20 protein-coding genes and 1 pseudogene are annotated in these 19669 nt (G+C 34.4%); 1 reads left to right on the forward strand and 20 read right to left on the reverse strand.

The genetic code is table 11. The annotated features are described in order from the left end of the window. Positions 1-2 precede the first annotated feature (2 nt). The 8 genes from NSQ69_RS25565 to NSQ69_RS25600 all read right to left on the reverse strand — a co-directional run bounded on the left by NSQ69_RS25565 (position 3) and on the right by NSQ69_RS25600 (position 9667). Positions 3-1187, reverse strand: coding sequence for a PDZ domain-containing protein (locus NSQ69_RS25565; protein WP_016121049.1), 1185 nt, complete (start codon positions 1185-1187; stop codon positions 3-5). 95 nt (positions 1188-1282) lie between these two features. Then, on the reverse strand, positions 1283-2719 hold the full coding sequence (locus tag NSQ69_RS25570) for a S41 family peptidase (RefSeq protein ID WP_012261984.1): 1437 nt from the start codon (positions 2717-2719) through the stop codon (positions 1283-1285). Positions 2720-2837: 118 nt separating this feature from the next. Next, the gene (gene ftsX, locus NSQ69_RS25575) at positions 2838-3731 is read right to left on the reverse strand and encodes a permease-like cell division protein FtsX (RefSeq protein WP_002089596.1); all 894 of its coding nucleotides are present in this window, start codon (positions 3729-3731) and stop codon (positions 2838-2840) included. Beyond that, entirely contained in the window at positions 3721-4407 is a 687-nt protein-coding gene (gene ftsE, locus NSQ69_RS25580; RefSeq protein ID WP_003192357.1) for a cell division ATP-binding protein FtsE, read from the reverse strand. Before ftsE ends, ftsX begins: the two co-directional genes overlap by 11 nt. Positions 4408-4730: 323 nt before the next feature. Further along, complete coding sequence (gene cccB, locus NSQ69_RS25585) at positions 4731-5054, reverse strand: cytochrome c551 (protein WP_002184667.1); 324 nt, start codon at positions 5052-5054, stop codon at positions 4731-4733. Positions 5055-5510: 456 nt separating this feature from the next. Next, positions 5511-6609, reverse strand: a protein-coding gene (gene prfB, locus NSQ69_RS25590; protein ID WP_100248371.1) for a peptide chain release factor 2 whose coding sequence is annotated in 2 segments (ribosomal slippage) — positions 5511-6536 and positions 6538-6609 — 1098 coding nt in all. Because the reading frame shifts where the segments join, the coding sequence is not laid out codon by codon here. Positions 6610-6753: 144 nt separating this feature from the next. After that, positions 6754-9261, reverse strand: a complete 2508-nt coding sequence (gene secA / locus NSQ69_RS25595; protein WP_002129917.1) for a preprotein translocase subunit SecA — start codon at positions 9259-9261, stop codon at positions 6754-6756. A gap of 283 nt (positions 9262-9544) precedes the next feature. After that, positions 9545-9667, reverse strand: coding sequence for a hypothetical protein (locus NSQ69_RS25600; RefSeq protein WP_341099796.1), 123 nt, complete (start codon positions 9665-9667; stop codon positions 9545-9547). On the opposite strand from NSQ69_RS25600, the pseudogene NSQ69_RS27810 reads away from it, so the two are divergent. Further along, positions 9630-9830: pseudogene (locus NSQ69_RS27810) on the forward strand (tyrosine-type recombinase/integrase); the annotation flags it as partial. The gene NSQ69_RS25600 and the pseudogene NSQ69_RS27810 sit on opposite strands and share 38 nt — an antisense overlap. A gap of 55 nt (positions 9831-9885) precedes the next feature. Here the strand turns inward: NSQ69_RS27810 and NSQ69_RS25605 are convergent. The 12 genes from NSQ69_RS25605 to NSQ69_RS25660 all read right to left on the reverse strand — a co-directional run bounded on the left by NSQ69_RS25605 (position 9886) and on the right by NSQ69_RS25660 (position 19634). Further along, positions 9886-10413, reverse strand: coding sequence for a hypothetical protein (locus NSQ69_RS25605; protein ID WP_033731110.1), 528 nt, complete (start codon positions 10411-10413; stop codon positions 9886-9888). 41 nt (positions 10414-10454) lie between these two features. Next, the gene (locus NSQ69_RS25610) at positions 10455-11093 is read right to left on the reverse strand and encodes an ATP-binding cassette domain-containing protein (RefSeq protein ID WP_341099797.1); all 639 of its coding nucleotides are present in this window, start codon (positions 11091-11093) and stop codon (positions 10455-10457) included. A gap of 3 nt (positions 11094-11096) precedes the next feature. After that, positions 11097-11861 (reverse strand): hypothetical protein, encoded by a 765-nt coding sequence (locus tag NSQ69_RS25615; protein WP_002129923.1) that lies wholly within the window; start codon positions 11859-11861, stop codon positions 11097-11099. Between the two features lie 71 nt (positions 11862-11932). Continuing rightward, the gene (locus NSQ69_RS25620; protein WP_060749253.1) at positions 11933-12628 is read right to left on the reverse strand and encodes a hypothetical protein; all 696 of its coding nucleotides are present in this window, start codon (positions 12626-12628) and stop codon (positions 11933-11935) included. Then, the gene (locus tag NSQ69_RS25625; protein WP_002129925.1) at positions 12615-13403 is read right to left on the reverse strand and encodes a hypothetical protein; all 789 of its coding nucleotides are present in this window, start codon (positions 13401-13403) and stop codon (positions 12615-12617) included. Before NSQ69_RS25625 ends, NSQ69_RS25620 begins: the two co-directional genes overlap by 14 nt. Before the next feature lie 31 nt (positions 13404-13434). Beyond that, positions 13435-14019 carry a hypothetical protein gene (locus tag NSQ69_RS25630; protein ID WP_002068272.1) on the reverse strand — a complete coding sequence of 195 codons (585 nt, stop codon included), beginning with the start codon at positions 14017-14019 and terminating at the stop codon, positions 13435-13437. A 118-nt stretch (positions 14020-14137) separates the two neighbouring features. Next, entirely contained in the window at positions 14138-14632 is a 495-nt protein-coding gene (locus NSQ69_RS25635) for a hypothetical protein (protein WP_340804363.1), read from the reverse strand. A gap of 288 nt (positions 14633-14920) precedes the next feature. Continuing rightward, complete coding sequence (gene hpf / locus NSQ69_RS25640) at positions 14921-15463, reverse strand: ribosome hibernation-promoting factor, HPF/YfiA family (RefSeq protein WP_002089603.1); 543 nt, start codon at positions 15461-15463, stop codon at positions 14921-14923. Between the two features lie 319 nt (positions 15464-15782). After that, positions 15783-15980, reverse strand: coding sequence for a cold shock protein CspC (cspC, locus tag NSQ69_RS25645; RefSeq protein ID WP_001990088.1), 198 nt, complete (start codon positions 15978-15980; stop codon positions 15783-15785). A 126-nt stretch (positions 15981-16106) separates the two neighbouring features. After that, positions 16107-16811 (reverse strand): ComF family protein, encoded by a 705-nt coding sequence (locus NSQ69_RS25650; protein ID WP_002129929.1) that lies wholly within the window; start codon positions 16809-16811, stop codon positions 16107-16109. Next, the gene (gene comFA, locus NSQ69_RS25655) at positions 16811-18160 is read right to left on the reverse strand and encodes an ATP-dependent helicase ComFA (protein ID WP_341099798.1); all 1350 of its coding nucleotides are present in this window, start codon (positions 18158-18160) and stop codon (positions 16811-16813) included. The genes NSQ69_RS25650 and comFA overlap by 1 nt, the downstream gene beginning before the upstream one ends. A 130-nt stretch (positions 18161-18290) precedes the next feature. Further along, positions 18291-19634 carry a C40 family peptidase gene (locus tag NSQ69_RS25660; RefSeq protein ID WP_002129932.1) on the reverse strand — a complete coding sequence of 448 codons (1344 nt, stop codon included), beginning with the start codon at positions 19632-19634 and terminating at the stop codon, positions 18291-18293. Between the last annotated feature and the right edge of the window lie 35 nt (positions 19635-19669).

Genomic DNA, 19669 nt, shown 5'->3' on the forward strand with positions numbered 1-19669 from the left:
TTTTATATAGCTTCCGAATCCCACTCGTGCTCTTGCTGAACAAATACAACACCTAATTCATGATGTCCCCCGGCGTATAATGCCGTTTGAGCAAGACGAAGCTCACCATTTGTATCTACTACTTCTAATTTACAAAACGCTCCTGTCGTCTTCGTTTGAAGCGCGTCATAAAACTCTTCGGTACTTCTTGGAATGATTCCATTTACTTTCGTAATAACTTCTCCAGGCTTTAAATTCATCTCTGCCCCAATTGTATTAGGAATTGTATCTAACACAACAAGTCCATCATTACGTGCGGCAAAGTATGCTGGTCTTTTCTCGTCTGCAATTTTCTCTTGCATCGAGATTGTAAAGCGCCCAAGCATTGCGACTCCCATCGCGATAATTGCGAATACGTGCCACCAGTAACTTGCGATACCTAAAACGAGTACGAGCCCCGCTAAACCATAGACACGTCTTCCTGTAAATAATAAAGCTTCCGTCGGCTCATAACTTCTAACCTTTCTCATAAATCCAATTAAAAATGGAACGAGGAATAAAGAGTATGTAGTCGAACCTATTGAAACGACAGGCCACCAAGAAATAAATCCTGTCACCGCGTCTCCTGGTATAAGAATAAATACTGGTACAAGCCATAAACGATTGGATTCATGTAGTCCAATTCGTAGCCCACGCTTACCTTTGTTAATTTTCGGCGTAGAATAACGAACTGCATTTTTAGAGATTAATAAACCCTCTACAACGAGCATAACGCCTAGTAAAATAGCAAGGGATACAATCGTACCCTCTTCACCTTCTCCAAGCTGTAAGAAGGAAACTGGCATCTTAGACGATAACAACACGAGTGCAATCGCGATTCCGAAAGTATAAGCTACAGATAAATATCGATACATAGCAGTTAATCCGAATAATAACGTCCAAAGTAAAATTGCCCATAAACTCGCTTTTGAAACAACAAGCCCAAGCCCAATCGTAATAATAGATACGATTAATCCGTACCCAATACCTGCAAATAGAGTTGTTCGTAGTTCAAACCAAATATCATATACTTTAAAAGAAAAATCTTTTCGTTCTCGTAATATACGTAAGTATCCAACGAAGATACTACTAATTAAAAATACATAGACAGCAGGGTGTAAGAAAAAACGTCCAACTGCTCGTAGTATTTCAAAAAGCCATGCCTCCACGAATTCATTCACCACCATTTATATCATTCTTTCTTTTTATCTTATCATATTTAACACATAAAAAAATACAGGCATCAAAGTGCCTGTATTCTTTCTTATTTCGCTATTAATTTCAATGCCGTCTGTAATTGTAAATCATTTTCTCCAGAACGGATTTTTTCAATGATTTTAGTTTGAATCGCTTCAGCTGTCTTTTTATCAAGTTGTCCTGTTGCTTCCATCTCATTCGCATTTTGGAATGCTTTTAGTGCTGATTCTGTCTCTTTGCTAAAGTATCCATCTTCACGTCCTGGTACATATCCTAAGCTCTTAAGCATTTCTTGCGCGTGTTTTACTTGTACATCATTTGAATTGTATGAAAGTGTCTTTTCAATTTGAATTGGTGTCGCATGATAATAATCTGGTTGCTTCACTTCTACAGTTGGCGCGATTCCTTTTTTATGAATCCAATTGCCATCTGGTGTTAACCATTTAAACATTGTTAATTTAATGTTGCTGCCATCTTTAAATGGAACAGCCTGTTGAACAGTACCTTTACCAAACGTTTTTTCACCAATTAAATCGTATCCTTCTCCTTCTTTTAGCGCACCAGCTAAAATCTCTGAAGCAGAAGCACTTCCGTTATCAATTAATACTGAAATTGGATATGACTTTCTCTCTTTCAGTTCCGTAGAGAATTTCTTCTTCTCACCATTTCGCTGTTCTACTTGTAGCATTGGCTTTTTATCTGTCATGATGTCTCCTAGTATATCTTCTACACTATTTAAATAACCGCCAGGATTACCACGCACGTCAATAACTAAGCCCTTTATGTTTTTCTTCTCTAGCTCTTTTAACTGATCCTTAAATTCTTTCGCAGTATTTTCAGCGAAAGAAGTAATTTGCATATAACCGATATCTTTTCCGCTATCTTGCTTTACGGAACTAAATACAGTGAAAATCGGAATCTTTTCACGCTTAATTTTAAATTCTATCGGATCAGCCACTCCTGCGCGCTTAATTTCAATTGCAACAGTCGTTCCTTTTTTACCACGAATTTTTAATACTGCTTCTTCACGTGATAAATCTTTCACACTATTTCCATCTACAGATAAAATTTGGTCATTCGGTTTAATTCCTATCTTTTCTGCTGGTGAACCTTTAATTGGCGATACGATAATAAGCTTACCGTCCGTCTTGTTCACTTCAGCTCCAATCCCTTCAAGTTCAGGATCCAATGACTGACTAAACTGTTTTGCCGTTTCTTTATCCATATACGTGGAATAAGGGTCCTTCAGCGTAGACAACATTCCCTGTATCGCACCTTCGACTAATTTGTCGTCTTTCACGTCTTCCACATAACGTGAATCAATTAGTGCATACGCCTCATTAATCTTTACCAAATTCCCTTGCGCTGTGCCAGCATTACCATTCGATACTGTTTGCGTTACATACGCTGGGTTTATCCCAAACCAGTACATACCACCAAACATCCCGCCAGCACCAATTAAAAATGCAACAACCATTCCAATAATTGCAACTCTACGTTTCAATGCGGAATTCCCCTTTCCAGAACACACAGGTGGTGTAGCAAAAGGCATCACACGATGTGTGATGCCTTTACCTATTTCTACTATATGATAAGCTTGTACGAATTATGTTTGCAACTTTTTATACTTTTAAGAAGCGACGAATTGACATTACACTTCCCCACATACCGATTAATGCACCGATTAACATTAATAAACCAGCTAATTGGAATACGAATGGGTTGTATGGTAGAAGCTCGAAAATTGTTCCGCCAAGTTTTTCATTAAACACACCTTGCAACGAATTATACATAACTAAAATTAGGCCAATTGGAATAATTGATCCTAATACTCCTAGGAATAATCCCTCTAACAAGAACGGCCAACGAATAAACCAGTTTGTTGCACCAACAAGTTTCATAATTTCAATCTCAGTACTACGAGCATAAATTGTAATTTTAATTGTGTTAGAGATTAAGAACATCGCTGTGAATAGAAGACCCGCAATTAACGCAATCCCGATGTTACGACCAGTTTTTACAGTATCAAATAATTTTTCAACTTGACCTTTACCGTATTGAACATTACTTACAAACTGCATTTTCTCAATCTTTTTCGCAATTGTTGCCGTATCTGTTGGTTCTTTCGCCTTTACAACAAATACGTTTTTCAGTGGGTTATCTTGCTCAAATAACTCGAACGTTTTTCCACTATCGCCTAAGCTTTTAATTAAACGTTTCAACTCTTCTTCTTTAGAAGAATATTTAATAGAATCTACTTTCGCAATTTTACTCATATCTTCTTCTAATTTCTTTTGATCAGCTTCTTTTGCTGCTGGATCAACATGCACACGAATTTCTACATCTTGCTCTACTTTCGTCGCAAAATGGTTCATATTCATAATCGCTGTCAAAAAGACACCTACAAGTAATAATGTAACTGTTACTGCACTTACAGAAGCAAATGTCATCCATCCGTTACGGGATAGATTTTTCACACCTTCTCGCAAATGTCGACTAAGGGTTTTAGCCTTCATATCCGTATCCTCCCTCAATCTCGTCTCGAACAATTTTTCCGCCTTCAATTGCAATTACACGATGACGAATTGTATTTACGATATCTGCGTTATGTGTCGCCATAACAATCGTTGTACCACGCTCATTAATACGTTTAAAAATCTTCATAATATCAAGAGCTGTTTCAATATCTAAGTTACCAGTTGGCTCATCGGCAATTACAACCTTTGGCTTATTTACAATCGCTCTTGCAATCGCCACACGTTGTTGCTCTCCGCCCGAAAGCTCATTTGGAAGTGCATCGGCACGCTCTTCAAGACCAACAAGACCTAACACTTCTGTAACGCGCTCACGAATCGCTTCCTTCTCTTCTTCAATTACTTCTAAAGCAAACGCAACATTCTCATATACCGTTAATTTAGGTAGCAATTTAAAATCTTGGAAAATCACGCCTAATTGACGACGGAAATATGGAACATCTCTTTCTGCTAATGTTTCAATTACAAGTCCATTTACATTAATTGATCCTGTAGATGGCTTCTCTTCACGATACATCATTTTAATAAATGTAGATTTTCCGGCTCCACTCGGTCCAACTACGTATACGAATTCACCTTGTTTAATGTTAACTGTGAGACCAGCAATGGCTTTCATACCATTTGGGTACTCCTTATAAACATTCGTCATTTTTATCATTATTTATCACCCAATACTTAATGATTTTTTTAGAAATACTTTTCTGTACATTTGAAAATAAAAGAAAAACCTTTATTTTCATTCGACCATTCTTGTTGAAGGTAGCTTCCATACATACTTTTTATTAGCAATGCTACTCTATGTAATATATTTCATCAAAATTCTACAAACCCCATTGTAACATCAATCGGTTTCCAATTCGGATACAATTTTGTTACAGTTATGTTACATCCTAATAAAAGGTAAACGAGCTCATGTAATTACTTAACTCGAAGCACTTTTCGGTCAAGTTATACAATCAGCTCGTTTATTAATTACGTTTCTTATTTATGCTCCGCTAACCATTCAGCTACTTTTTTCGCATCTTCACCTTGAATAATTCCTGGTGACATTGAACCGCGGCCTTTTTCAATAATCTTTTCAATCTCTGCTGCGTCATATTTCTGTCCTACTTTTCGTAAATCTGGTCCAGTTGCTCCTGATAAATCTTTAGCGTGACAACCTATACAACTTTTTTGGTAAATTTGCTCTGCGCTATCTGTGCTTGCAGATTGTTTTGATGGTTTACTCTCTTCTTTATTTCCACATGCTCCTAAAGCAAAAACGACTGACGTCCCCAGCATAATAGCCAACAATTTCTTTTTCACTTCTATCGCTCCCCATTGTTGATATTCTTTTCATTCATAACTAGGCAATAGTTTTCATAACACATTCAATATTCATTATAAGCATTATCTTTATATAGAAAAACTAAGGTGTATTTCATATTTTTCACAAATATAGTGAGAAGCCTAATAAAATAAGCTTTCATAAATTGTTTCAATTCTGTGAACACCTTAGAAAGTTCTATAAAGAGCCTTTTTCTCCAATCAAAACTGAGAAATTCTATATAAAGTCCTACTCTATTACCACTTTGTTTTACTATTCTCTACCTTTTACAAAACAATATACGGCATTGTATTCTACATATAATCTCATCAAAAAGAGAAGTTGTCGTTTCCAACTTCTCTTCCTCTTTATTTCATCAATATAAATAAGATAAGCCTCTTTATATCCTCTTGGACCTCAGCATGTGCCAACAATTCTGTTGGCTTTTTCTCTTATTAAATACGAGAACGTAAATACGCATCAATAAACGGATTAATTTCTCCATCCATAACTGCTTGTACGTTACCAACTTCTGTATTTGTACGATGGTCTTTCACAAGAGAATACGGGTGGAATACGTAAGAACGGATTTGGCTGCCCCATCCAATTTCTTTTTGCTCTCCGCGAATCTCATCTAATTGTGCTTGTTGTTCTTCTAATTTCTTTTGATATAATTTCGCTTTTAGCATTTTCATCGCATGCTCACGGTTTTTAATTTGAGAACGCTCTGACTGACATGTTACAACCGTGTTTGTCGGTAGATGAGTTATACGAACTGCTGAATCTGTCGTATTAACGTGCTGTCCACCTGCACCACTTGCACGATACGTATCTATTTTCAAATCTTCTGTACGCACTTCAATTTCAACTTCATCATTGAATTCAGGTACAACTTCACAAGATACGAACGATGTATGACGACGACCTGAAGAATCGAACGGTGAAATACGTACAAGACGATGTACACCTTTCTCCGCTTTCAAGTAACCGTAAGCGTTATGACCTTTAATTAATAATGTAACACTCTTAATACCAGCTTCATCGCCCGGTAAGTAGTCAACCGTTTCTACTTTAAACCTACGTTTTTCAGCCCAGCGCGTGTACATACGTAATAACATAGAACCCCAGTCTTGTGACTCTGTTCCACCTGCACCTGGGTGTAATTCTAAAATAGCGTTATTTTTATCATAAGGATCGCTTAATAGTAACTGCAGCTCGTACTCATTCATTTCTTGAATTAAAGTTTTCACTTCAGATTCTAGTTCCTCATGTAAATCTTCATCATACTCTTCTTTAAGTAAGTCATGCGTCATTTCTAAGTTTTCGAACGTCTCATCTAACTGACGGAACCTTCCAACCATATCTTTCAGCGCATTCGCTTCATTAATTACAGCTTGTGCGCCTTGTTGGTCATCCCAAAATCCTGCGCCCATCATCGTTTCTTCTAATTCTGCAATTTGTTTTTCCTTAGTAGGAAGGTCAAAGAGACCCCCTAAAAGCCGCTAATCTCTTAGCCATTTTTTCTAATTCTTGCCTAATTTCTACTAATTCCATTTCCTTCACCTCTATGTAATTGCTGTTACTTTCATATGAAAACAAGGGAAACTCTCTCCGCTTATTACGGAGAGAGTTTAATCCTTTTCATTATACATTTTTGATGTAAAAATTTGCAAAGCAGTCTAAAACTACAGTTTCTTATTACTGCCCAATGCCACAACAGTTTTTATATTTCTTGCCACTACCACATTTACATAAATCGTTGCGTCCCATTTGGTCACCTTTTACAACCGGTTTTTTCTTCGCGTCTTCGCCATCGCTTGATGGATGAACAGCTTCACCTTGAACAACTTCTTGACGCTCTAAGTTTTGCTCAATTTCAGCTTTCATAATGTAACGAGAGATTTCCTCTTCAATAGAAGCGATCATCGACTCGAACATTGCGAACCCTTCCATTTGGTATTCACGAAGTGGATCGATTTGTCCGTAAGCACGTAAATGAATACCTTCACGAAGGTGATCCATTGCATCGATATGATCTGTCCATTTCGTATCTACAACACGGAATACAACAACCTTTTCGAATTCACGCGTCTGCTCTTCAGGTAGAAGCTTCTCTCTTTCGTTATAACGCTCTAATAATTTCGCGATAATTGATTCGCTCATTTCTTCTGGAGCAAGGCGACGTAACTCTTCTTCTTTTACATCTCCTTCTTCAAGAAGGTTTGTATTTAAGTAATCGACAAGACCTTTAATGCTCCAATCTTCTTCGATTTCTTCTTGCGTATGAAGTGCAACAGCACGTTCTATCGTAGATTTCATCATACCTTCAATAATACTGCGTAAGTTCTCTGAATCCATTACTTCTTGACGCTGTTTATAAATTACTTCACGTTGTTGACGAAGTACATCGTCGTATTGCAATAGCTGCTTACGTGCATCATAGTTATTTCCTTCCACACGTTTTTGTGCAGATTCTACAGCACGAGAAACCATTTTACTTTCGATTGGCTGTGAATCATCCATACCAAGACGATCCATCATCGCTTTCATATTGTCAGAACCGAAGCGGCGCATTAGTTCATCTTCCATTGATAAGTAGAACTGTGTTACACCAGGGTCCCCTTGACGACCAGAACGACCACGTAACTGATTATCAATACGACGGCTTTCGTGACGCTCTGTACCGATAACTGCTAGACCGACGTTTCTAATATCCTCGCCTAACTTAATATCCGTACCACGACCAGCCATATTCGTCGCAATTGTTACAGCGCCTTTCATACCAGCTTCTGCAATGATATCTGCTTCACGCGCATGGTTTTTTGCATTTAAGATATTATGACGTACACCTTTACGTGTTAACATTTTTGAAATAAGTTCTGACGTTTCAATTGCAACTGTACCAACAAGAATAGGTTGCCCTTGCTTATGACGATTTACAATATCCTCAACAACTGCATTGAATTTACCTTCCATTGATTTGAAGATTAAATCAGCACGATCATCACGAATAATATCTTTATTCGTTGGAATTACGATAACATTCATATTGTAAATACTACGGAATTCTTCTTCTTCCGTTTTCGCTGTACCAGTCATACCAGATAATTTTTCGTACATACGGAAGTAGTTTTGGAACGTAATTGTTGCAAGCGTCATACTTTCATTTTGAATTTCTACGCCTTCTTTTGCTTCAATAGCTTGATGTAAACCTTCGCTATAACGACGACCTTTCATAAGACGACCAGTGAATTGGTCTACGATTACGATTTCGCCTTCTTGTACAACATAATCTGTATCAAGGTGCATAACAACGTGTGCACGAAGCGCCTGATTAATATGGTGAAGAAGTGCTACATGTTTTAAATCGAATAAGTTATCGATATGGAAAGCTTTCTCAGCTTTCGTAATACCATCTTCTGTTAACATTACATTTTTCGTTTTCACATCAAATGAATATTCTTTTTCATTTTCTAATGTACGAACGAATGCATTTGCAAACATGTATAGCTCTGCTGATTTTTGAGCTTGTCCCGAAATAATAAGCGGCGTACGTGCTTCATCAACTAAAATAGAATCGACTTCATCGATGATAGCAAAATTAAGTGGACGCTGAACGCACTGCTCTCTATATAACACCATGTTGTCACGTAAGTAATCGAACCCAAGCTCGTTATTTGTGCTATACGTAATATCAGCAGCATAAGCAGCTTGTTTCTCTTCACGTGACATACTATTTAAATTAATCCCTACAGTTAGGCCAAGGAACTCATGAAGTTGTCCCATTTCGCTCGCATCACGTTGCGCTAAGTATTCATTGACTGTAACAACGTGAACACCTTTTCCTGTTAATGCGTTTAAATATACAGGTAAAGTAGATGTTAACGTTTTACCTTCACCTGTTTTCATCTCAGAGATATTTCCTTCATGTAAGGCGATACCACCCATTAGCTGTACGCCATATGGACGCATTCCAAGAACACGATTCGCTGCTTCACGAACAACCGCAAAAGCTTCAGGAAGTAGATCATCTACTGTCTCACCTTTTGTTAGACGTTCTTTAAATTCAATCGTCTTTCCTTTTAATTGTTCATCAGTTAGCGGCTTAATAGATGATTCTAATGCATCAATTTGCTCCACTGTCTTCTGCATACGTTTAATTTGGCGTTGGTTGACATCAAATACCTTTTTTAAAATACCGATCATAGGAAATACGCTCCTCTTTTATTAAAATAAAACTTCCGATTGCTTTCTTTTTCTCTTTACAATCAGTCGTTATAAAAATCAAATTTATGTTATGCCAATTTTTCTCCTAATTAAAAAACTAAAATGTATAAACCTAATGATAATTGTAACACTTGTCTTATAACTATGACAACAATCGTCCAAATGTCGAGCCGTAGATTCAGAAAAAGTTTTTATTTTATTCGTTTCAACAAATTAATAATTCTTTTCCCTACCTCTCTATTTCAAATTCATATTCCAAATTTCATATTAATTCTAAATAATATTCTTTCCCGTTCCCTTTAAAGAGAGTAGCTGGAATGAACATATTAGTAAGATTTAAATCGACAATTACAAAAGCCAAAGATTTTGCCGATGCAGCATCCATAGATACTCACACAATGCGCAAAACCTTCAGCTTTTGATTTCTATAAACAATATCTATCATTATATTGCAAGATATACTCAACCACAGCAGCTCAAAAATAAACTTAATATATATAGATATCAATAAAGAAGAAAAAGACACTATACTTAATACATTTTATATAGAACTTTTTCTTTTTTTACAATTACACTTCAAATTAATACTACTAATAAATGTTATTAATTTATTGGTATTTCTAATTCATGATATTTCCCTTTCTTATCCTTCATAAAAGAAATGAATTTCACCTTAGTTGATTCATTTGAAAAGTTTTTATAATTTTTATAAGGGTCATCTCCTATAAAATAATTTGTCCCTATATATCCTCGTACTGTTTTACCAGCAGGTATTACAGGATCAAACTGATATTTTTCAGGTAATTCCATTGAATAAGGAACTAAATTATAAAACTCCCCTATTTTAGAATAAAACATTGTATTAGAAATAGACTTATTACTAAATAAGTTAATATCCCGATTTGTTGTATTTGTAATATTTAAAGGTAACACATACGTCACTACTTCACGGTCTTCATAAGGATCATAAACTTTTGTAGGATCAAGAGGCTCAAGTGCATGAAACTTCACTCCTTGTCCATCATCAAAAGTTCTATTAGATAAAAACTCATCTTTTACCACTTTATAAGATTCATTATTTTGATTTAATGTTTTAAATCTAAACAAACTAGCAAATGTACATAGCAACACACACAATCCAATGATTATTAAGACATGTTTTCTTGTCACTATTAATCTACCAACTTTCCATTATTAACATGTACAATACGATCTACTATTCCATTATCTAGAACATGCACATCATGACTAGCTACAATAATAGTCGTTCCCTTAGATTTTTCTACTTCCAAAATATCTAAAACATCTTTTATCCCATCATTATCTAAAGCATTAGTTGGCTCGTCTAATAACAATAATTTTGGTCGTTCCATTAAAGCTTGCGCTATCCCTAAACGTTGTTTCATACCTAAAGAGTATCTTTTATACTTTCTCTTATCTGCTTTATCAAGTCCAACCCTTTGAATAATATTATAAATTTCCTCATCAGAAATTTTATTGTTAATCGATGCTAAAAATTTCAAGTTCTGAAAACCAGTATACCCTGGAATAAAACTTGGATATTCAATCAATATTCCCATAGAATCAGGAAATTGCTTTTGTTTTCCAATCATTTTATTATCTACATAAACAAATCCAGAATTCAAACGCATTAACCCTGATATAGCTCGTAAAATCATCGTTTTACCAGAGCCATTATGCCCCTTCAAAACTAAAAACTCGCCTTTTTTTATCGATAAACTAATATTATCTAACACAATATTTCCTTTTAATTTTTTCATCATACATTCACATTTAATATAATTGTCCATAAATTATTCACCTATCACATCTAGTTTTTTAAAACAAAAACTACCTAATAAAATCATTACAACAACAATTACTACTCCTATTAAAAGTAAATCATTACATTGAATAGATTGATTATTACCTAAAGTCAATTGAATTGAACTGTGATCAACAAAATACCAGCGATTTGGCATAACAAAAGAGCCTAAAAAATAAATATTATGAAAGAAAATAGACATAAATAGGTACATCAACATCAGTACAAAAACAATAGTTATTGGTATATAAAACGTTAAAAACTCAAAAATTAAAGCTAATAAAAAGCTTATGATTATTTGAATTAGCATAGTACCTAATATTTTATAAGAAAATTGACTATATAAATTTAAAAAAGAATACTCGCCAAAAGAAAGCAAATAGTAAACAGTAAACCAAAGAAAATACATAACAATCCAAATACTAATTATATAAAAGACCAAAGATAGTATTTTCGTTAACCAAAGAAAATGCTTCTTTTTAACACGAGGAAATAAATAAACACCATTCTGTTGAATATCTGAAAAAGCAAAATTCCCTACAAGCAACAAAGGAGTGATTTGAAAAAAAATCCAATAAAAAGGGATAGAAAATCGCCCCTCCTTATAAAAGTGAGATAAATCAACAAAGTCTACTCCATGAAAAAATCGATAAAAGGTAACATCTACTAATCCAGGTTCTTTACCATTAATAAGAGACTGATTGTATAAAAAAGTAAATACAATCATAGCGTAAATTAAGAATAAAAAAGCCATTATCTTGATGGAATCTCTAAACCTTACATGTAAATCTCTTTTTAACAAATGATATAAAATCATAATGTAAACTAGATCACCTCTGTTTCATCATTCATAGAAATATAACTTTTTTTAGATAAAATCCATACACTTATAAAAAAGATAGAAAAACATCCAAATAAACGTATAAATAAACCCGTAGCATCTTCAAACACATTTATATAAAAAACATTTGTAAATAAAAATCCATGTAATATAAATCTATCTAGTAAAACAGCAGTGATCATACATATTATTGCAAGTAAACTAGGTAAAAATAATTGCAACAAAGCACTTATCATACATATGAAAATATTCGCAAATAATTGAATGCAAAATAATAATGGATAATTCACAGAAATACTATTTACAGCCATCATATTTGACATCAAAAATAACTGTAAAATCATACTCCCCGCAAAAAAACAAACGAAAACTAATAATTTTAAATAATATATAGAAACTAATTTCAATGCATTATTCACTCTATAAACAACATAAATACTAAAAAAATTCGACATAGAATATACAGAAAAAACGATTGTTAAAGGAATAAATATAGTTGATAAATTATAAAACGACATAACCTTATACAAAGTTTCCAATTCATTCATTTTCTCTTTTACAATTCCAGGTTCAAAATAATTGAACAAACAACCAATGATACTGACATTAAGTAAAAAGAGAATACTTAACCAAACATATTTCATCCTTATAGTTTCTTTCATTACATTATAAAAGAACATGCTTCCTACTCCCCCGTAAATAAAGAACTACAGAGCAAAACCAAATACATAACAGTACACTAAGAAAAATTTGTAATTCAAAAAAGCCGAAATCTTTAATTAAATAATCCTTAGGATTGAGAATCCCTTTTCCAATACCAAGCCAAAAAATATGTAAAATAAATGGAACTAAATAAATAAAATAAACTCGTTTTATAAAAAACGAAATTGATAAAGCCAAACTTGAAAAAACCGCACCGTATAAACCATTTAAAAATACATACATTAGAAAATATAAAGTAGGGTACTCATAATAAACCGTATTAAATTGAGCTGTTGGCGAAACAGTAGCAGCCATATAATTTAATATTGGATGCGGAGCAACTGTTGGATAAGTCATTGCATATAAATAAAAATTAAATAGTAAAGGGAAACTTATAATAAAAAAAGATACAATAAAATTAATAAAATAAAGTAGCTTAAAATAATAACCTGTTCCCATTTTAGAAATAACAGGATAAATAAACCCATAATTTTTATCAGTTCTGTAAATTCCGGCTACAGCCATCGCGGAAAGCATAGGAAATATAAGTAGATAAAACTCACAATAAAACGATAATCTATTAAAATGTAAAATATTAGACAAATATGGGGATACCTTTATAATCCCATCATCGTTAAATCCTTTAGTTGTTACACACATAGCAATATATTGAGCAATGACAATTACTAACATAATAAATAAAGACAACCAAAACATCCTACCTTTTAAAATCCTTCCTAAAAAGTAACTCATCTATAGCTCCTCCATAAACCATTAATTAAATTTAAATCTTTTTTAATATGAATAATTGATCCGCAACACCATAACATTTATTTTCTTTATTTAACCAAATGTAACGAAAAGAAACATTTGCTCTCTCTCCTTCAAATTTAGGAAACTCAACTTCATACTGATAAACATCATACTGATAAACACCATTTGCATCTTTTCTTTGTACACTCTTAACTTCTTGTTTCCACTGAATTACTTTTCCATCAATTTGTTCAATCCGTCCCAAAAGATACGTTGGTTTTTTCTTATTCGTAACACCCGTTAAAAAAACATAATAATTTTCTGGTATAACTCCTGACTTTAAATTTTTATCTAAAAGCTTATCTTCTATTGCAATATCATTTCTATCTATTTGACCTTGAAAGAAATCATTACCATTTTCATTCCCGAAAAATACTTGTTCATAAATAGTATTTTTCTTAATTTCTTGCAACTGAATACTTTTTAAATTTCCTTTTTCCGTTAAAGTATCTTCAATATTTACAATAGGTTCATCTACTTTCTTTTGACAAGAAACTAAGAAACTAATACTCAATATAAAAAAACAAACTAAAATATATTTTGAAATAAGTTTCATTACAGCTCCTCCTATTTTTAAAAATTAAATAGCAGAAAAAGTCGTATAATCTAGATTAGAAACTATACGACTTTTTCTAGCGCTACAAAATAAATAATTTCAATTTATAATTTCTAAATCAATATTCGATGTAAGGTCCATTAGGTCTTACACTATCAGGGCTCCAAGCAGTAGGATAAGCATTATTTTCTCTAGAATAACCACCAAATCTAACAGGAACATTTTTCCCATAGTTTTCATATGCATAATTTTTGAAAAGATATGTTTTACCTGGTTGCACTTCTCCTTCATGCTTACCTGAATCACCTGAAACATTTACCGATTTTCTATTTTCTGCATTTTTATTTTTATCCGCTTCTGTCCAAACGTTGAAAGAACCACCGCCCTTCTCACTGCTCTTCACACGCATATACATAGAAGTATCATTCTCTTTAGGACGTGCATTAGTATAATCATATGCATTCCAAAGTCTAAAGGTAAATTCCACATGATCATCCCTTGTATTAGCCTTAGTATCAGCCTTGGCCGGTTCGGTTAAAGCAAAAGTACTAGCTAAAATACCTAAAGATAAAACAGATCCAAACATAAAACGACTTTTTTTCTTAATACTCACTAAAAACACCTCCGATAATTTGTAGCATTATATTGATTTTATTTTTTCACTGAAGGAATAAAATAAATCCTTATAATACAATATTAGGATATAAAAACCGAAATGCACTATCAATTAATTTCAGAAGACTTAACATTTTATTTACAATTATAAAATTTTGTTAAATTAAACAAAATTAGTATGCTCATGGCAAGGAAATACTTGTAGAGATAATCACACTCAAAATCTCAATACAACCACTAAAACATATAAAAAAAGCGCAGCCATTTCGGCTGCGCTTTTGAATGATTATTTAGTTTCGATTAAACCATATTTCCCATCTTTACGGCCATATACAACATTAGTTTCATTTGTATCAGCATTTGTGAAGACGAAGAAACTATGTCCTAGCATATCCATTTGCAAGATCGCTTCTTCAACGTCCATCGGTTTTAAATCGAATCGTTTTGTACGTACAAGTTCTAATTCATCCTCTTCTACCGCATCCAGAACAGCTACTGCTTCCGGAAGGATAAAGTTAGTTTTCATAGAACCTTTCTCACGTAATTTACGGTTTACCTTTGTTTTATGTTTACGAATTTGTCGCTCAATTTTATCAACTACTAAATCAATCGCAGCGTACATATCGCTATTTGTTTCTTCTGCACGAAGTAATAAATCTGTAAATGGAATTGTTACCTCGATACGTTGCTTGTCAGAGTATACTTTTAAATTAACCTTAATCTCTGGGAATGTATCAAAATAACGCTCTAATTTACTTAGCTTTTTCTCTACATATTCCTTTAATGCTGGAGTTACTTCAATATTTTCACCACGAATGTTGAATTTCATAGATGAATTCCTCCTTTCAAGCCTATGTACTATAATTTCGACATTGGCTTAAAAACTCCTTCTAATTTTTTTGAAAAATTAGTGGAATTGCGATTTTTTTATCGTTTTTTGTTGAAATGAAAAGATGCATCGTTTCTATCTTTATTTTATCCTATTAACATCGTGAATAACGAATGTAACTGTGGACAATTAGTTACAGAAAAGAAACAACTTTTTGACAACTCCTCTAAAACAAAAAAGCCCTTGTTACGAGCAAGAGCTTTCGCCATCTATATAATGCTGCTAAAAATACAGCTCTATCTTTTCCAAAAACTTAATTTTACAGTTTCACAACATTAGCCGCTTGTGGCCCACGTGCTCCATCAACAATATCAAACTCCACTTGTTGACCTTCTTCTAACGACTTATACCCATCTTGTTGAATAGCAGAAAAATGAACAAACACATCGTCACCATCTTCACGCTCAATAAACCCAAATCCCTTTTCTGCATTGAACCATTTTACTCGTCCTTGCATGTTCATTCCATTCCCTTCACTCTTAAAATCAGGGCATTCGCCCCATATTCTGACTATAACGAATGACAAGACTGTAAGTCAAAGAAGACCTGTCGTCTTTTTATTACTCCTTTCGACATTCACATATTAACCTCTACAAAGCGTCAAACAAGAAACCTCTCTCGCTCCTCGATCATACAAAAGGCTTCCAATTTGCCTAACAGTAATTCCTGTCGTATACACATCATCCACGATTAAAACGTGTTGCTCATGAAACATCTCTTCTCCCTGAAAATAAAAAGGATTAACTCCCGATATCCTTTCTTTACGCTTCTTCTTACTTTGTTTTTCCGTTTCTATTCTTCTTAATGATGTACAAAACATTTTGATAGGCAAACAAGAAGCTAGTAACTCCGCTTGATTAAAACCACGCTCGTATTCTCGCTCTTCACTAAGAGGAACCGGAATGGCAACTGAAACATTCGCAAAATATTTTTGAAAAAGACTTCGAAAAGGCTGATGAAAAATATGCACTAATTCAGCATCTCCTCGAAATTTAAACTGTGCTAATATTTCTTTCATCCCTTCATCATACACATGCAACGAACGATTTATGAGAGACGGAAACCCCTGCTCGTTCGTCCACCTTATGCAGTCCATACAAATATCCCCGTTTTTATATTCAGCTGGTACAAGTTCTAAAGGCCGACCACACTCCTTGCAAATATCTCCTATAATATAGGAAAGTTTTTGCTCACATCTATCACATATATACTTTTTATGAAGCTTAACAAAAAAAGTGTACCAACTAATAGCATATGAAATATACTCATCACAAAGTAGACAATGCATCAATCTATCAATCCTTGTTCTTTAGCATTCTTATTCATACTTTGAATATGTTTTTTCGCACGCACCATCGCCTCTGTCTTTCCATAATGAAAATAGATAACATCTCCATGCGGTCCATCAGAGCTTCTGCCAGCACGCCCTGCAATTTGAACGAGAGCACTTTCTGAAAATATTTCTTCCTCAGCTCCTAAAACTGCAACTTGTAAATTTTTAACAGTTACTCCTCGCTCCAAAATCGTCGTTGTAACTAATAAAGGGATTTCTCCTTTTCTGAAAGCTGCTACCTTCTCTTTTCTCGCCGGATCTTCTGCATGCACACCTTCAATTTGATTGTTTAATGATTTTAATAACTGACTAATTTCTTCTACATATCGCACATGAGGAACAAATAGAAAAATGGGGTATCGTTTCGATAAGTACAGATTTAACCATTGTAATAAAGCACGAGGAATTTTTTTACGTATAAGACCCTTTTTCCAATTTCCGCACCACCGAAATATCGGAACTGGCAATGGATGACGATGGTATCGCCCTGAAATAATAACCCCTTTTTGCTTACCACTTCGCAACTTACGCTTCCACTTTTCATCTGGAGTTGCAGTTAAATAAATACGTGCTGCCTTCTCTTTCATCGCTTCGTTTACTGCATACTGCAACATCTTATCTGCATGATACGGAAAAGCATCTATCTCATCTACAATCATGACATGGAACGCCCTATAATAACGTAACAATTGATGTGTAGTTGCAACGATTAACGCCGCATCTTTTTCTCGGTCTAAACTCCCTCCGTATAAAGCAGCTACATTTATATTTGGAAACACTTCTTGTAATCTTGGTGCTAATTCAAGTACAACGTCCGTTCTCGGCGTTGCAATACAAACTCTTTCTCCCTTTTGTAGTGCCTCTGCAATTCCGCGAAACAACATTTCTGTTTTTCCAGCCCCGCACACCGCCCAAATAAAAAATGATTTTTTCTGCTTAACAGCGTCAACGACACTTTGCGCAGCTAACTCCTGACCAGCAGACAAAACGCCTTCCCACTGTAACGGATTCAAATAATTTTCTCCTTGTATTTCAGCAATCCCGCGAACAAGTACAGTACATTCACTTACCCTGCCCATCGTTATACATTTCCGGCAATACGTGCATACTTCATTGCACCTTTTACATAGCAATGATACAAATAGTCGCTGCTCTATATTTCCGCAGCGCTGACACGTATATTTTGAAAACTTCTTAATTACACCTTGCACACAAACGACTTCTCGGTGCTTTTTCAGATGATCCAATTTATTCTGCAAATCTGAAGAGAGTTCTTCTAACAGTAACTGTCTACCAGCTAACATCATCAATAGCCACCTCCAGCACTACTATAAATCCTTCTCTTTATCTCGTAAAAACTCAAAAAAGCCGATAACCTACTTATAAAATAGTAAGCTATCGACTTTATACACGTTTTTTATTCAGTTATAAATCCTAGAATCTACCGTATCCTAAGAAATGTTTCTGGTTGTAGCTACTGCTTAAGCTAGCGTAAGCAATCCCTTTATCACCAGCATGAATCATTTGGTCGTTACCAACGTAAATACCGATGTGAGATGGACCTGCTTTATAAGTACCTTGGAAGAATACTAAATCTCCAGGTTGTGGGCTACTTACTTTAGAAACTGAGTTCCAGTAACCTGCAACGTCTTGACGACCTACACCAAATACGTAAGAAATGAATCCACTACAGTCAAAACCACCGTTTGATGGAGATGCACTCCCCCAAACATATGGTAAACCTAAGTATTGTTGTGCTTTACCAATCACACCATGAGTTGGTGGAGTTGGTGGAGTTGGTGGTGCTGGCTTTTTCTCTTCTTTTTTAGGCTCTTCTTTTTTAGGCTCTTCTTTTTTAGGCTCTTCTTTTTGAGCTTGTCCAGCATTGTTTGCTGGTGCAGCTTCTTGTACTGGCGCTGGCGCAGCTTGTTGTGCTTGTGCTTCTTTAGCAGCTTGTTCTGCTTGTTTTTGAGCAGCAGCTTCTTGTGCAGCTTTTTCTTGCGCTTCTTTTTCAGCGATTTGTTGTAATTTTAATGCCTGTTGTTCAAGCTCTTTCAATTGACCTTCCGTACTTGTCATTGTAGTTACAACTGTATCCATTTTACCACTTAAATCGTTTACTGCTGTTGCTTTTTTCTCTTTTTCAACGTCAAGTTCTTTCTTAGCAGTTTCAATTTGAGCTTGTGCTTCTTTTAATTCTTTTTGTTTTTCTTTTACTGTCTCAACATCTTTTTTCACGTTCGTTTGATCTTCTTGTTGTGTTTTCATGATATCTTCGTCAGATTCCATAATTTTAGACACAGAAGCTAAACGATCAACTAAATCTGCAACGTTTTTAGAGTTTACAAGAACTTCTGTTACAATGTTCGTATTTGGCTGTTCTTGTAGTGCAACTAAACGTTTTCTTAATAACTCTTCACGTTTTGCAATCTTTGTTTGTAGTTCTGCAATATCTTTATTTTTATTTTCGATTAATTGCTCAGTATCAGAAACTTTTTTTGTTGTTTCATCAAGTTTTGAAGCGTTCTCTTGAACAGACTTATCCAAACCTTGGATTGTTTTGTTTAAGTCATTCATTTGTTTTTGTAATTCATCACGTTCTTGTTGTTGTTTATGTAAAGTATCATTTTGTGTGTTAATTTGTGATTTCACGTCAGAAATTTTATCTTCTGCAAATACATTTGGTGTTAGCCCTGAAAACATTAACCCTGCAACTAATGCGCAAGATGCCATTTTTAGCTTTTTCATTTTATTTTTTACACCGCTTTCTTTTTTCATTTTCCGTATATAACCTATTAAAATTTATACCATAA

The sequence above is a fragment of the Bacillus sp. FSL R10-2201 genome (assembly GCF_038008665.1).
Classification (GTDB): Bacteria; Bacillota; Bacilli; order Bacillales; family Bacillaceae_G; genus Bacillus_A; species Bacillus_A mycoides.